12 protein-coding genes are annotated in these 14,429 nt (G+C 68.7%); 5 read left to right on the top strand and 7 right to left on the bottom strand.

The window, feature by feature from the left end:
- The first annotated feature begins 184 nt into the window (after window positions 1-184).
- Window positions 185-1,468 carry a sensor domain-containing diguanylate cyclase gene (locus tag KF708C_RS05045; RefSeq protein WP_020200498.1) on the top strand — a complete coding sequence of 428 codons (1,284 nt, stop codon included), beginning with the start codon at window positions 185-187 and terminating at the stop codon, window positions 1,466-1,468.
- A 234-nt stretch (window positions 1,469-1,702) separates the two neighbouring features.
- Here the strand turns inward: KF708C_RS05045 and KF708C_RS05040 are convergent, their stop codons facing one another.
- A complete protein-coding gene (locus KF708C_RS05040; protein WP_059410939.1) occupies window positions 1,703-3,439 on the bottom strand; it encodes a carbohydrate porin in 1,737 nt (578 codons plus the stop codon).
- A 489-nt stretch (window positions 3,440-3,928) separates the two neighbouring features.
- On the opposite strand from KF708C_RS05040, the gene KF708C_RS05035 reads away from it, so the two are divergent.
- Entirely contained in the window at window positions 3,929-5,062 is a 1,134-nt protein-coding gene (locus KF708C_RS05035) for a TRAP transporter substrate-binding protein (RefSeq protein WP_029043066.1), read from the top strand.
- Between the two features lie 90 nt (window positions 5,063-5,152).
- On the top strand, window positions 5,153-6,043 hold the full coding sequence (gene rarD / locus KF708C_RS05030) for an EamA family transporter RarD (protein ID WP_020200495.1): 891 nt from the start codon (window positions 5,153-5,155) through the stop codon (window positions 6,041-6,043).
- 305 nt (window positions 6,044-6,348) lie between these two features.
- Here the strand turns inward: rarD and KF708C_RS05025 are convergent, their stop codons facing one another.
- Both KF708C_RS05025 and KF708C_RS05020 read right to left on the bottom strand, forming a co-directional pair.
- Window positions 6,349-7,320, bottom strand: coding sequence for a DUF2272 domain-containing protein (locus KF708C_RS05025; protein ID WP_059410938.1), 972 nt, complete (start codon window positions 7,318-7,320; stop codon window positions 6,349-6,351).
- 244 nt (window positions 7,321-7,564) lie between these two features.
- The gene (locus KF708C_RS05020; protein ID WP_017227089.1) at window positions 7,565-7,843 is read right to left on the bottom strand and encodes an HU family DNA-binding protein; all 279 of its coding nucleotides are present in this window, start codon (window positions 7,841-7,843) and stop codon (window positions 7,565-7,567) included.
- A gap of 1,251 nt (window positions 7,844-9,094) precedes the next feature.
- On the opposite strand from KF708C_RS05020, the gene KF708C_RS05015 reads away from it, so the two are divergent.
- Window positions 9,095-9,700 (top strand): SET domain-containing protein, encoded by a 606-nt coding sequence (locus tag KF708C_RS05015; RefSeq protein WP_059410937.1) that lies wholly within the window; start codon window positions 9,095-9,097, stop codon window positions 9,698-9,700.
- A 37-nt stretch (window positions 9,701-9,737) separates the two neighbouring features.
- Here the strand turns inward: KF708C_RS05015 and KF708C_RS05010 are convergent, their stop codons facing one another.
- The 4 genes from KF708C_RS05010 to phhA all read right to left on the bottom strand — a co-directional run bounded on the left by KF708C_RS05010 (window position 9,738) and on the right by phhA (window position 13,676).
- Window positions 9,738-11,351, bottom strand: a complete 1,614-nt coding sequence (locus KF708C_RS05010; protein ID WP_020200492.1) for a sensor histidine kinase — start codon at window positions 11,349-11,351, stop codon at window positions 9,738-9,740.
- 51 nt (window positions 11,352-11,402) lie between these two features.
- Window positions 11,403-12,107 (bottom strand): response regulator transcription factor, encoded by a 705-nt coding sequence (locus KF708C_RS05005; protein ID WP_020200491.1) that lies wholly within the window; start codon window positions 12,105-12,107, stop codon window positions 11,403-11,405.
- A 159-nt stretch (window positions 12,108-12,266) separates the two neighbouring features.
- Window positions 12,267-12,584, bottom strand: a complete 318-nt coding sequence (locus tag KF708C_RS05000; RefSeq protein ID WP_043364969.1) for a 4a-hydroxytetrahydrobiopterin dehydratase — start codon at window positions 12,582-12,584, stop codon at window positions 12,267-12,269.
- Window positions 12,585-12,731: 147 nt separating this feature from the next.
- Entirely contained in the window at window positions 12,732-13,676 is a 945-nt protein-coding gene (gene phhA, locus KF708C_RS04995; protein WP_059410936.1) for a phenylalanine 4-monooxygenase, read from the bottom strand.
- A gap of 203 nt (window positions 13,677-13,879) precedes the next feature.
- On the opposite strand from phhA, the gene KF708C_RS04990 reads away from it, so the two are divergent.
- Entirely contained in the window at window positions 13,880-14,353 is a 474-nt protein-coding gene (locus tag KF708C_RS04990) for an Lrp/AsnC family transcriptional regulator (protein ID WP_020200488.1), read from the top strand.
- Window positions 14,354-14,429: the final 76 nt, after the last annotated feature.

Here is a 14,429-nt window from a genome sequence, read left to right as displayed (position 1 = left end):
CGCCGCCCACCGCTTTCCCTCCCCTCCAAAATACCGCCATACGCATCCCGTAGCCGTGGCATTCTCCGTCAGACGCGCGCCATCGCCAGCTAACTGCACTACCATCCGGGGAATCCGGCACATTGCGGGGCGTTGCGGGCGTCAGGGACGTGACAACGGCGCGGCATTTCCAGCGGGGGACAAGATGGCTGACTCGTGCAACACGATCCAGGAATTCGTCGACGGCATCGCCGCCAGCGTGGCGGTCATCGGCCACGACGAGTCGGGGCGGCTGATGGTGCCGGCCTGCAACGACGGCTTCATCCAGATGACGGGCGGCAAGCGCGTGGGCATGCGGGCGTTCCCGGTCCCGTTCGATACCCTGATCCCGAACTACGCCCGGCACGAGTTTCGCCAGAAGCTGCAGGAGTGCTTCACCTCGGGCATCGCGCAGGAGCTGGAGCAGGCCTACGACCTGCGCGACGGAACCCACTGGTGGCGGCTGTCGCTCAAGCCGTTCCGCCATGCCAACGGCGGCGCCACCGTGCTGGAGATCCTCGTCACCGGGCTGGACATCACCTCGCGCATGCAGCTCACGCGCGACCTGGAGGCGACGACGTCGCGCTTCCGTTCGGTCGTCGACGCGGCCTACGACGCGATCATCACGATCGACCAGCAGCACAACATCACGCTGTTCAACCGGGCCGCCGAGAACCTGTTCGGCTATTCGTCGGCCGAGATGGTCGGCCAGCCCATCGAGTGCCTGCTGCCGGACAAATACCGGACGCACCATGCGCAATACGTGCAGCAGTTCGCGCGCTCCCCGGTGCGCTCGCGGCAGATGGACGAGCGCAACCGCGTCTACGGGCTGCACCGCGACGGCTCGATGCTGCCGGTGGAAATCGCGATCTCGAAGATCAACGTCGAAGGGCTGATCGAATTCACCGCGGTGATCCGCGACATCACCGACCGCGTCCGCCTGATCGACCTGCTGCAGAAGCAGGCCGTGACGGACGAGCTCACGGGCCTGCCCAATCGCCGTGAATTCCTCGATGTCGTCACCAATATCCTGGACACGGAGGAAGACCTCGCGGTGTTCATGCTCGACGTGGATTTCTTCAAGAAGATCAACGACGCCTACGGACACGACGTCGGCGACGAGGTCCTGCGCATCGTGGCCAAGGTGGGCATGGGGTCCAGCCGGAAGGTCGACGTGTTCGCCAGATGGGGCGGCGAGGAGTTCGTGGCCGCGTTGCCGGGGCTGGACGCCGAACAGGCGAGGGCGGCCGCGGAAGCGCTGAAATCGACGTTCGAGCAGCAGGACTTCACGCACAACTGGCGCATCGGCATCCCGATCCCGTTTACCGTCAGCATCGGCGTGGCGTCGCGCAAACCCGGCGAGCGCGATGCCCAGGCCATCCTCAAGCGCGCCGACCTGGCGCTGTACAAGGCCAAGGAAACGGGCAGGAACAGGGTCGAGGTCGGATAGCGGCGCGTGCGGCCCCGCGCGCCCGGCCGCTGGCGCGGGAACGGGCCCGGCCGCTTCGCCTGCCTTGCGCCGGCCGCGTTCACCGCCTACTCTTCAAGGGATTCGCCCTCGTCTTTCATGCCGTCGCGCCCGCGATTATCGGCATTGCCTGAAATTCCCCCGAAATCCGCATGCCGAATCTGCCCGGGATGCACCTGCGCGCGTCGCGAGCATCGCCGCAAACCACCTCGGCGCCTACCAGCGCCGATTCAGCTGCACGCCGAAGATCGAGCCCGAATTCTGCGACGCCCAGGTATCGGCCGGCGCGGTGAAGGCGATGCCGTCCACGTCGGTGGCGCGGCTGTAGGTGTAGAAGGCGCGCAGGTTGGCGTTGCCCGCGGCCTTGCCGAGCGTGAAGGTCGGCGCCACCGTCACCGCGGTGCGCTGGCCGCTGGTGCCGAAGCCGGAGGTGATCTGGTCGCGCGCGACTTCGAAGGTGAGCTTGAACTGGTCGCTGGCGATATAGGCCGGGCGCACGCGCGTGGTGGTCCATTGCAGCGTGCCGACCGGCGAGCGGTCGAACTGCATGCTCGATTCGACCGAGCCGGCCAGGCCCAGGCCGGAGGCCCGCTTCCATTCCATCGATTCGGCCACGCGCACGCGCGACAGCGACGGCCCCATGCCGGTGTAGCCGGTCAGCGCGTTGCGGCTGCCTTCGCCGAACTGCATGCCCAGGCGGTTGGTGCCGGCCAGCACGCCTTTTTGCTCGTGCATCGCGGAGACCCACCACGCGCTGCCGGTCTGCTGGATCAGCGGCTCGGCCTCCACGCGCGTGTAGCCCAGTTGCACCGAGCCTTTGTCGTTGGTCGAGATGGGCGCGGTGCGCAGCGAGTGGTAGCTCGGCAGGTTGGCGCCGTTGAGATCGTTGCGCGCGGTGTACTGGTAGTTGAGCGCGATGTCGCCGAAGCGCGCATTGTCCACGCCGACGCGCATGGCCGGCGAGTTCGGCGGCAGCAGGCCGGACGACATCAGGAAGGACGAATCCTCGCGCCGGCCGGCCCACATGGTGGCGCCGTCGAGCACCGGCAGGCCGCTCACGGCGGTGTAGAACTGCGGCAGCAGCGCGTATTGGTCGACGGCAGCGGGGCGGCCGTTGACCGAGGTGGCGTCCGTGCCCTTGGCCTGCGCCACCAGTTGCACCTGCGTGCCGCCGTCGAGCGAGAACAGCGATTCCTTGACCTTGACCTCGCCGCTGCTGCGGCAGGCCACGCCGGAGAGGCCGGCGGACAGCGTGCCGCCGCCGGGGCAGGCCTGCGCGGCGAGGGTGCGGTCGTCGTAGGCGGCACGCCCGCTGTAGCCGAGGCGCAGGATCTGGTCCCCGGCGGGATCGTCGGGCGGCAGTTGCGAGGTGAGCGAGAAACCTTCGGCGGCGGGCGCCTCGGGGGCGTCGCTGGCCGGCAGCGGCGGCGCGTTCGCCACGAACTGGCCCAGGCGCGCGGGAAACAGCACCACCGGCGGCGGCGGGGCGACGTAGGGCTCGAGCGGGTATTCGGGATCGGGCGGGCCGGCCAGCTCGCTGCCGTCGTCGGCCAGCCCGGCGTTGACCCAGGTGGCGGGCGCGGGCGGTGGCGGCATGACGTAGGCTTCGGGCGCGGGCGCGTCGGGCGCCGCCTGGGCCTGTGCCGCCTCGGGCACGGCCTGGGGTGTGGCCTCGGGCGCCGCTTGGGGTGGCGCCTCGGGTGCCGTGGACGCGGCGGCGCGGCCTGCGTCCTGCGTGCCCGAGATCAGCGCGCCGAGCGGATCGTCGCCCGCCTGCTGCGCAGGCTGCGCCACCGCGTGCGGCGCGGCCTGCACCGCCGGCGGGACCAGCTCCGTGCCGGCGGGCGCCTGCGCGCACGCGTCGAGACCCCAGACGGCCAGGATGGCCAGGACGAGGCAATGCGGGCGGCGGGCCGGCGGACGGCCGGAAACGGGCGGGACAGCGGACAACATAGGCTAGGCAGGCAAGGCGTGATTTTTTAACAGTCGAGCGATTGGACAGCAAGCGGGGTTACAAAATCCGTGGCAAAGCGGCCTTTCCACCATACGGAAAACGCGGCGGCGGCAAGCCGAAAAGCGCCGTGCGCGCCGCCTGCGGCATGCCCGCGCCGACCTCGCCGCGGCGTCGCGCCAGGCCTTGCCGCGCGGCCTCTCCTAGCGAAAACCCGGACCTTGCCGGCCCCCCGTGGCGAAAGGGCCACCGCTATAATCATCTGGCCAGCCCGACGGGTACGGGCCGGCCTTTCGAGCCTGTTGCGAAGGCATGCCAGCATACGTCATCACCGTGGCATGCCTTCGCAACAGGCTCATTGCTGCGCCCACGGCCGCATCGCCCGTATCCGGCTCCACGCGCGTCTCGGCACAAGAGCGGCGTTCCGCGCAAGACGCGGCCGCCGCGCCTGCTGCCGCATTACAAGAACCGATAAAAGAGGAGAACAAGTCATGGAACGTCGTTCCTTTCTGTTGAAGGCATCGGCCGTGGCGGCCACCGGCGCGCTGGCCGCTTGCGGCAAGGACGAAAAACCCGCGGCGCCTGCCGCGGCCGCCGCCAGCGCGCCCGCGGTGGTGGGCAGCAACCCGGCGGTGGAATGGCGCCTGGCTTCGAGCTTCCCGAAATCGCTCGACACCATCTACGGCGGCGGCGAGCTGCTGGCCACGCGCGTCAGGGAACTGACCGACGGCAAGTTCAACATCAAGGTCTTCGCCGCCGGCGAAATCGTGCCGGGCCTGCAGGTGCTGGACGCGGTGCAGAACAACACCGTGCAGATCGGCCACACCGCGGGCTACTACTACTTCGGCAAGAACCCGACGCTGTGCTTCGATACCACCGTGCCGTTCGGCCTGACCTCGCGCCAGCAGAACGCCTGGATGATGCAGGGCAACGGCATGAAGCTGATGCGCGAATTCTTCAAGGAATACAACGTCGTCAATTTCCTCGGCGGCAACACCAACGCCCAGATGGGCGGCTGGTTCCGCCGGGAGATCAAGACCGTGGCGGACCTGCAGGGCCTGAAGTACCGCATCGCCGGTTTTGCCGGCGTGGTGCTGTCGCGCCTGGGCGTGGTGCCGCAGCAGATCGCCGGCGGCGACATCTACCCGGCGCTGGAAAAGGGCACCATCGACGCGGCCGAATGGGTCGGCCCCTATGACGACGAGAAGCTCGGCTTCTACAAGGTGGCGCCGTACTACTACTACCCGGGCTGGTGGGAAGGCAGCGCGCAGTTGTCGTTCTACGCCTCGGCCACCGAATACGAGAAGCTGCCGTCGCAGTACAAGCGCGCGCTGGAGACCGCCACCATCGAGGCCCACACCAACATGATGGCCAAGTACGACGCGCTCAACCCGCAGGCGCTGGCCCGCCTGCTCGAGAACGGCGTCAAGCTGCGCCCGTTCTCCAAGGAAATCATGGAAGCCTGCTTCAAGGCCACCCAGGAAGCCTACGCCGACGAAACCGCCAAGAACCCGTCGTTCAAGAAGATCTACGACGACTGGCGCGTGTTCCGCAACAACGAGGCGGCCTGGTTCAACGTGGCCGAGCAGGCCTTCTCGCAATTCAGCTTCGCGCGCAAGCTGTAAGCGCCCCCAGACCGAGCGCCCCCGCCGGAGCCCGTGCCCTGCACGGGCTTTTTTGCGCCGGTAAAATGCCCGATTCCTCCTGGACTTCTCATGCAAATCGGCATTCTCTACGCGCTGCTGGCCTACGTCATCTGGGGCCTGCTGCCGCTCTACATCAAATCCCTGCACGGCATCGCGCCGACCGAGATCCTGCTGCACCGGATGGTGTGGTCGCTGGTATTCCTCGGCCTGGTGCTGGCATGGCGCCGCCACTGGGGCTGGCTGCGCGCGGTGTGGTCGAACCCACGCCTGCTGGCCGGCTTCGTGGCCAGCGCGCTGCTGCTGAGCGGCAACTGGTTCCTGTACATCTGGTCGGTCTCCAACGGGCGGGTGGTGGACGCCAGCCTGGGCTACTTCATCAACCCGCTGTTCAACGTGCTGCTAGGCGTGGTGTTCCTGCACGAGCGGCTGCGGCCCGGGCAATGGCTGTCGATCGCCATCGCCGCGGCCGGCGTGCTGTGGCTGACGGTGGCCGCGGGCCAGTTGCCGTGGATCGCGCTGGCGCTGGCCAGCAGCTTCGGCGGCTACGGCCTGCTCCGCAAGACCGCCACGCTGGGCGCGCTGGAGGGACTGTCGCTGGAGACGCTGCTGCTGTTCCCGCTGGCAGCCGCCTCGCTGGCCTACCTGTTCGCCAGCGGCCAGGCCGGCTTCAGCCAGGCCGAAGGCGGCGTGCAGTTGCTGGCGCTGCTGGCCGGGCCGGTGACGGCGGTGCCGCTGCTGCTGTTCGCCGCCGGCGCGCGGCGCATCCCGCTGTCGCTGCTCGGGCTGCTGCAATACACCGGGCCGACGCTGCAACTGCTGCTGGGCGTGTGGCTGTGGCACGAGCCGTTCCCGGCCAGCAAGCAGGCCGGTTATGCGCTGATCTGGATCTCGCTGGCGATCTATGCCGCGGAAGGGCTGCTGGCGGGGCGCCGGCGCGCGGGAGCGTCGGCTGGAAGCTGATGGCACAGGCTCGGGATGGGCGCCGTTGAATTCATGCCATTTATGAATCAAGTTACAGCGATGATGATGGCATCCATACCATCAATCAAAATCACCAACATGTGGCGGAGAGCAGGCTGGATGAGCAGGACCGCCCAGCCTGCTTTTCGGGTCAAAAAATTCACCGTATCTATTGATACCGACTCGCGAACCCGACGAAACATTCGTCGCCAGAATTATTCCACCGATATTCTGACCGAAGGCACCGCGGCATCCCGCGTACCCAGTGCTGCGGCACGGCCCGCCGGCCACGGCCTGCCCGCGGCCTACGGCAGGGTGTTGCGCATGATCAGCAGCCACGGCATATGCGAATTGGTCACGCCGTCGATCATGCCGGAGTCGCCCAGCTCGATCTCCTCCATCGACACCGACTGCTGCACGTTGCCGCCGATGGCCTTGACCAGGCGCGCGGCCGGGTCCACCTCGACCACGATGTCGCAATGCATGGGCGTGGTGCCGAAGCCGATCTCCGCCGCGCTGGCCAGGTATTTGTCGCGCCCGCGGCCGGCGCAGATCATGTCACCCGGGCGCGGCAGGGCGGGCAGCGGCTCGACGCGGAAGGCCGGCGCCGGCAGGATGCCGTCGCGCGCGTCCACCACGTACATCGAATGCGAGTCGCCGGTGAGGAACTGCCGCTCGTCCAGTCCGGCCTTGCGCATCACCCACGAGATGAAGACCGCCGACCAGGCCCAGTTGCCCTGCGTGATCTGGCGGCAGGTCACGGCCTTGCCGACGATGGCCCAGTAGCGCTGGGCCAGCTTGCAGCCTTCGGCGGTGGCTTCCATGCCGGTGCCGTCGGGGAAATGCAGGCAGTCCGCCGCCGCGCCCTCGTCATCCTCGCGGTCGGCGGTGCGGTCGGTGGCATCGGTCGGCTCGGCGTCGGCGGTGTCGGATGGCGGCGCGCCCGGCAGCAGCGGCGCCGGCAGCGGGCTGTCCGTCACGCAGGCGGTGTCGTCGCGGCCCAGGCGCACGGTCTGGCCGCCCCAGCGCTGCCACTCCTGCCAGGCGATCTCGACGATGCGCTGGCGCGGGCTGGCGCCGGGCGTGGTGACGGGCCTTTCGGTGTCGGGCAGCGGCGCGGCTTCCGGACGCGCCGGCTGCGACGGCGTGGTGCAGCCGCACAGCAGCGCGAGCGCCGTCAGCAGGCCCAACCCGACCAGGCGCGCCTGTGGAAAATTTTGTGGGAAACGCTGTGAATAAGACTGTGGAAATCTGCGACGCGGAGATCTGAGGTCCATGCTGGTCCGACTCGGCAGGACGCCGTAGACCCTTGTATTTATTGAGGGAAGGCGCCGACAAGGCTCAATCTTACCCGGCTGGCGGAGGGTGCCGCGTATACCGCGTGGCGTCAGGATAACCACCGCGCCGGCATTGTGGATAACGCTCCCCGCCTGGCGCTCGCCCGCGCCAGGCGGCTGGCGGCGACACGGCGGGGTTGTTCCTGCAAGGCTGGCGCGAAGGCCGCCCGCGGGACGTTGCTGCTTACTGGTTCACTGCGTCCTTGAACTTCTGGCCGGCCTTGAACTTGACGGTCTTGGCCGCTTCCACCTTGATTTCCTCGCCGGTGCGCGGATTGCGCGCCATGCGTTCGCCGCGCTCGCCCTGGCTGAACGTGCCAAAGCCGATCAGGCTCAGCGTGTCGCCCTTGGCGACGGCGTCCATGATGGCGCCCAGCGTCACGTTCAACGCTTGTTCAGCCTTGGCCTTGGTCAGGCCGTCCACGCCGGCCGCGATGGCGTCGATCAGTTCGGTTTTCGTCATGCTTCACTCCGTCTCGAGTTGATAAAACAGGGACGCCTGCCCTGGCCGCCGCGCTGGGCACCGGCCTCGGCAAAGGCGCCGCGGGCCACATCATACCGTGTCGGGCAAGACCGACCGGGAACAGATTGTTACAGCGTATGGCGCGCCAGGCCGCGCCGGCTGGGGCTTTGAGGGAAAAAAGCGGGCCGGCTCGGGATCGCGAAGCGGCCCCGGACGACCCGCGCGGTCCAGGAAAGCGCTCCAGGCGAAACGGGACCGCAGGTGTCCTCCCGGGCACGAAGCGGCAAAAAAACGCGCCTGGGCCCTCCTGGACGCTTCTGGACGCCTTGCGAGGCGCCTGGCGCCTTCCTGGAACGCGTATACGTGCCGAAGCGCCAGGCGAGCCTTCCCGCGGGGTGTAAACCGGCCTCGGGACCGGCTGCCTGCGCAACGCCACAAACCTGCCGGCAGAGGATGCAACCCGCAGCGTACCCATTGCAGCGTTGCCGGGAAGGGCGGACCGGCCTGAAAAGCAGTGCGGCTGCACTATCGTGCAGAGGCATGCCGGCGCTATTCGCGGCGCGAATGCACGTCCAGGCAAGGCATTGCGTGGCGGTGCGTGGCGTATACGGCAGGAAGTCGATGCGCGTATACCGCCCGTCGCCGCGTATACCGATGCCGACGCCGTATACGCACGATTTCCCCTGCCTAAAAAAGTAGCCCCGCCAAAAAGCGGTTTCCACCGCTCTGTTTTTCCTGCCTGCTGCGCTTTTCGACCGATGGCGGGCGTAGTCCTTTCGGTTTACTTCTTTCTTTCATGTATACAGATAGTAGTAGTAGGTAAACGCCGCTCCTTTCTGTGGATAACTGCATTTACTCCATATGAATCAATGGCTTGTGCGACATGAAAGTCCCGGGACCCGGTGTTGGCCGGCGTGGATGACTCGGTCGTTTGGCCGAGGGAGGTAAACCGGAGCCTCCGACTTATGCCTGAGGCATCCCCATGCCAACCCCAGGCGGCCCACATGATTCGCGCGTCCTTATCCACAGATTTTTGCGGGTTTATCCACATGCGCGGCAGTTGGGCCATGTGCGCCGTATACACGCCGTATGCGTTTACGCAGGGGCCTCCTGCTGCGCTTTTGCGTATACGGCCACCTGCGGCCGTGCGTATACCGGACAAGGGGGATGCCGCCGCGATGGCGCGCGGGTATCATCGCCAGCGCGCAGCCACACTGGGTGGCAGGCCGGCGGATCACGACGGGATGGCAAATGGCGGAACAGGCAGGGCGCAGCGGCGCGGAACAGGAAACCAGCGACATGAAGAACGGCACGGGTGCCGCGGCTGACGCGGCGGCAGGCGAGAAGCAGGGCAAGCAGGAGGGCAGGCAGAAGGCGAAGGACGGCAAGCGCAAGACCGCGTCCGACCGCATCGAGGTACGCCGCTCGGGCGTGCACGGCAAGGGCGTCTACGCGATCGCGCCGATCGCCGAAGGCGAGCGCATCATCGAGTACAAGGGCGAGCATATTTCCTGGAAGGAAGCGCTCAAGCGCCACCCGCACGATCCCGCCGATCCCAACCACACCTTCTATTTCAGCCTGGAAGACGGCGACGTGATCGACGCCAAGTTCGGCGGCAACCGCGCGCGCTGGATCAACCATGCCTGCGAGCCCAACTGCGAGGCGCGCGAGAAGAAGGGCCGCGTGTTCATCCACGCGCTGCGCGACATCGCCGGCGGCGAGGAGCTGTTCTACGACTATGGCCTCGTGATCGACGCGCGCTACACCAAGAAGCTCAAGAAGGAATTCGAGTGCCGCTGCGGCAACCCGCAGTGCCGCGGCACCATGCTGGCGCCGAAGGAAAAGAAGACGCGCTGAACGTGCCTGAACGCGCCTGAATGCGCGCCCGGCAGGCTCAGGCAGTGCCGGGCGCCTCGCACGGGATGCGGATCACGAAGCGCATGCCGCGCGCCTCGGTGCCGGGCGCGGGCGGCGGCACGTCCTCGATGCGGATGGAGCCCTGGTGCAGGCCGATGATCTCGTGCACGATGGCCAGCCCCAGGCCGGCGCCGCCGGGCGGCTGGGCCGGCGCGTTGCCGCCGGGCCCGCTCGGCGTGTGGTCGCCGCGGAAGAAGCGCTTGAAGACTTCCTCGCGGCGCGCCGGCGCGATGCCGGGGCCGTTGTCTTCCACCATCACCACCGCCATGCCACGATGGCCGAGCGTCTCGCCGCCGGCGCGCACCGTGATGCGCCCGCCCGAGGGCACGTACTTCACCGCGTTGTCGATCAGGTTGCTGAGCGCCTCGCGCATCAGCAGCCGGTTGCCGCGCACCGTGGACGGCGCCGCGCCGGTGAAGGTGGGGCCGGGCAGGGTCTCGAAGCCCAGGTCGATGTGGCGCGCCAGCGCCTGCGGCACCCACTCGGCGCCGGTCTCGAAGGCCAGCGTGGCCAGGTCGAAATGCTCGATCGGCCCGAGCCGCTCCAGCGACAGCCCCGGTTCGGCGCGCGCCAGCGACAGCAGCTGGTTGGACAGCCGCACCGCGCGGTCGGCGGCCGACTGCAGCTCGCGCAGCGCGTGGCCGGTCACTTGCGGGTCGTCCGACTGCACCGCGCGGTCGGCGTGCAGCTTGACCGCGGTCAGCGGCGTGCGCAACTGATGCGCGGCGTCGGCGATGAACTTGCGCTGCGCGTCGAGCGCGTCGCGCAGCCGCGCCAGCAGCGCGTTGAGCGCGCGGATCAGCGGCTCCACCTCGGCCGGCACCTGGGTCTCGTCGAGCGGCGCCAGCGAGCGCGCGGTCTGGCGGTTGAGCTTGTCGGTCAGGATCTGCAGCGGCACCAGCTCTTCCTTGAGCACGTGCGAGAGGATCAGGCTGCCCACCACCAGCAGCAGGATCAGCGGCACCGACACCGACAGCAGGATCTCGTTGGCGGCGGTCTCGCGCCGGTCCAGCAGCTCCGCCACTTCCACCACCACCGGCCCGCGCGGCGCGCGCCCGGCCTCGCTGGTGGCCAGCTCGTCCGATGCCGGGCTGGGCAGGTTGACCGGCAGGCGCACCGCGCGCACCTGGCGCCCGCTGAACCACGCGTAGAACAGCCGCGCGTCATGCAGCGAGGTCTGGCCGGTGCCGTAGCCCAGCCACGTGTCCATGCCGCCGATCAGCCCGTCGGGGCCGTGGATGCGCCAGTAGATGCGGTCGGTGCCCTCGGCCTCGACCAGCGTCTGCGCGATCATCGGGATGTCCTGCTCCAGGCGCGGGCCGGCGATGCGGATCTGCTGCGCGATGTTGTTGGCCACGCCGTACAGCGCGCGGTCGAACACCTGGGTGGTGTAGTGGGCCGCGAGCCAGTAGGACAGCGAGCCGCTGGTCAGCACCAGCGCGAACAGCGGCGTGGCCAGCGCGCGCAGCAGGTGCACGCGCAGGCTCTGCGTGGAAGCGGGGCGCACGGCCTGGGCGGCGGGGCGGTCGGGGGCCGCGGCGGGGCTGGCGATGGCCTGCGAAACCTTCGGGGGGCGGGGGCGCGGCCACATGGCGGGCTGGGCTGGACTGGGGCGGGCGGCTGGCTGGCCGGGCGCGCGGCGTCAGGCGCCGGCGCGGATCTGCAGCAGGTAGCCGAAGCCGCGCACGGTGACGATCTCCACGTCGCTTTCCTCGAGCTTCTTGCGCACGCGGTGCACGTAGACCTCGATGGCGGTGTCGCCCACGGTGTCGCCGCCTTCGCCGGCCGGATGCGCGAAGGTGGCGAGGTGGTCCTGCAGCTGCGCCTTGCTGACCACGCGGCCCTGGCGCTGCAGCAGCAGCTCCAGCACGGCGAACTCGCGCGGCGACAGCTCCAGCGGCTTGCCGTCGATGAACATGCGGCGGTCGTTGCCCGACAGCCGCAGCCGGCCCAGGCGCACGTCGCGCTCGGGCGCGGCCTCGCCGTGCTGGCTGCGGCGCAGCAGCACGCGCACGCGCGCTTCCAGCTCGGGCAGCGCGAAGGGCTTGACCAGGTAGTCGTCGGCGCCGGCGTTCAGGCCGGAGAGCTTGTCTTCGAGCTCGTCGCGCGCGGTGAGGATGATGACCGGCGTGGTGCGGTTGCGGGCGCGGTAGCGCGCCAGCAGCGTCATGCCATCGATGCCGGGCAGGCCCAGGTCGAGTATCACCAGGTCGTGCTGTTCGCGCAGCAGGTGCTCGGTGGCGTAGACGCCATCGTGCACCACGCGCACCTGGTGGCCGGCCTGCGACAGGCCGGCTTCGACGCCACTGGCGATCTGGCGATCGTCCTCGATCAGAAGGATACGCATGGCAGCAGGGGGAATCCGGGAAAGAAACGGGTCAAGGGCGGATCAGGGCAGGAACGCGGAACGCGGCCGCCGCAATGGCGGCGGCGGGCGCTCAGGCGCCAATTGTACAGGCCGGCGCCTTTGCGGACCTTTCGGTTTCCCTACAGCGGGCGCCGGGCCTTACGGCCTGGCCAGCGTTGCGGCCGCGCGCTCGATGAACCCGGCCAGGTCGATGTCGCGCCGGGTCAGGCCGTTGGCGTCGTGCGTGGACAGGGTGATGTCGACGCGGTTGTAGACGTTGAACCACTCGGGATGGTGGTCGGCTTTCTCGGCGGCCAGCGCCACGCGCGTCATGAAGGCGAACGCGGCGTTGAAGTCGGCGAAGGTGAAGCGCTTGCGGATCGCGTCGCGGTCCTCGACGGGTTGCCAGCCGGGCAGGCCGGCCAGCAGCGGCGCGCGTTCTTCCGGCGAAAGTGGCACGAGGGGCGCAGGGGACATGATGGGCTCGATGGTGTGGATGGGAACGGGACGGGCGCAATGCCGGCCGCTGCCGCCACGGCGCCCGGTGGCGAGCGCTGCTGCGGGGCATGCGGGCATTGTTTCACAAAGCGCCCGGGGCGGGCGCGGGCGTGAGTGGCGGCGCGCTCAGATGTCGTCGCTGTCGGCCCAGCCTTCGCGGCTGCCGCGGTTGAGCACGAGGTCGCCGGGCGCCACGTCGCCGGCGCCGAGCGTGGGCAGCCCGCGCAGCGCCGCGTAGAGCGGCGCGAAATCCGGGCGCGTGCCGTCGAACAGCTGCGCGAAGTCGTCGATCACGAAGTAGGTCTTCTGGAAGGTGTCGATGCGGTAGCGCGTGCGCATGATGCGGCGCACGTCGAAGCCAATGCGGTTGGGGCTGGCCGAGTCCAGGCTGTAGACCGACTCGCCCTGGCTCGACAGGATGCCCGCGCCGTAGATGCGCAGCCCGGCCGGCGTGCGGATCAGGCCGAACTCCACCGTGTACCAGTACAGCCGCGCGAGCATGTCCAGCGCGCCCAGCGAGGCGGCCTTGAGCCCGCCCTTGCCGTAGGCTTCCATGTAGTTGGCGAAGACCGGGTTGATCAGCAGCGGCACGTGGCCGAACACGTCGTGGAAGCAGTCGGGCTCCTGCAGGTAGTCGAGCTGCTCGGGCTTGCGCATCCACCAGCTCGCGGGGAAGCGCCGGTTGGCCAGGTGCTCGAAGAAGACTTCGTCGGGCACCAGCCCGGGCACGGCCACCACCTGCCAGCCGGTGGCGCGCATCAGCGTTTCGTTGAGGCGGGCGAAGCTGGGCACGCGGTCGTGCGCCATGCCGAGCGCGGACAGGCCTTCGAGGAATTCGTCGCAGACGCGCCCGCGCAGCATCGAGGACTGGCGCTCGTAGAGCTGGCGCCACACCGCGTGGTCGGTCTCGGTATAGCGCTCCAGCGGCTGCTCGATGGTGAAGTCGTCGCGCAGCGCCTGGCCCGACAGCAGGCCGGCGTCGAACTGTTCCCTGAGCTTGTCGGTCAGCGTGCCGGCAAAGGCGGGCGGCGCGGCGGCATCTTCGGGCTGGCGGATCGCGGTGGCTTCCATGTGCGGTATCTCCTGCAGATTTACCGCACAGTTTAGCGAGCAGACGCTGCAAGCGGCCCGCGAAAACGGCCTGTTTTGGTTTTGTAATGCACATAAACCGCAGGAATTTGTTATTGTCTGCGGAAAACATGCGCGCGTGGCCGGACCGCCCCCCATGCCCCCCGATACGCTGCCCGCGACACGATTCCCAAGGCGAACCCACCATGCTCAATCTCGATCCATTCGATCTCGCGCTGCTGGCGGCGCTGCAGACCGACGGCCGCTCCACCCACCAGCAACTGGCCGAGCGCATCCACCTGTCGCCCAGCCAGATCGGCCGGCGGCTGGCGCGGCTGGAGGCCGACGGCGTCATCACCGGCTACCGCGTGGTGCTGTCGCCGCCGCTGCTCGGCCTCGGCGTGCTGGTCTTCACCAGCGTCAAGCTGGCCCACCACGGCGACACCATCGTCGAGCGCTTCCGCGAGGACATCCTGCTGCTCGAGGAAGTGCAGGAGTGCTACTCGGTGGCCGGCGAGGCCGACTACCTGCTGCGCATCATGGTGCCGGACCTGCCCACGCTGGCCGAGTTCACCATGAAGAAGCTGATGCGCGTGCCCGGCGTGGAGAGCGTGCGCTCCAACATCGTGCTGACCGCGCTCAAGCGCGACGGGCCGCTGCCGCTGTCGCACCTGCGCTAGCGCGCGCGGGCTGCCGCTGTCGCCTCAATGTCGCGCCAATGCCGCGTCGGTGCCGCGCCGACGTGCGCCTACTTGC

This window comes from Cupriavidus basilensis (assembly GCF_000876015.1).
Classification (GTDB): domain Bacteria; phylum Pseudomonadota; class Gammaproteobacteria; order Burkholderiales; family Burkholderiaceae; genus Cupriavidus; species Cupriavidus basilensis_B.
This window is presented reverse-complemented; position numbering and strand designations above follow the sequence as displayed.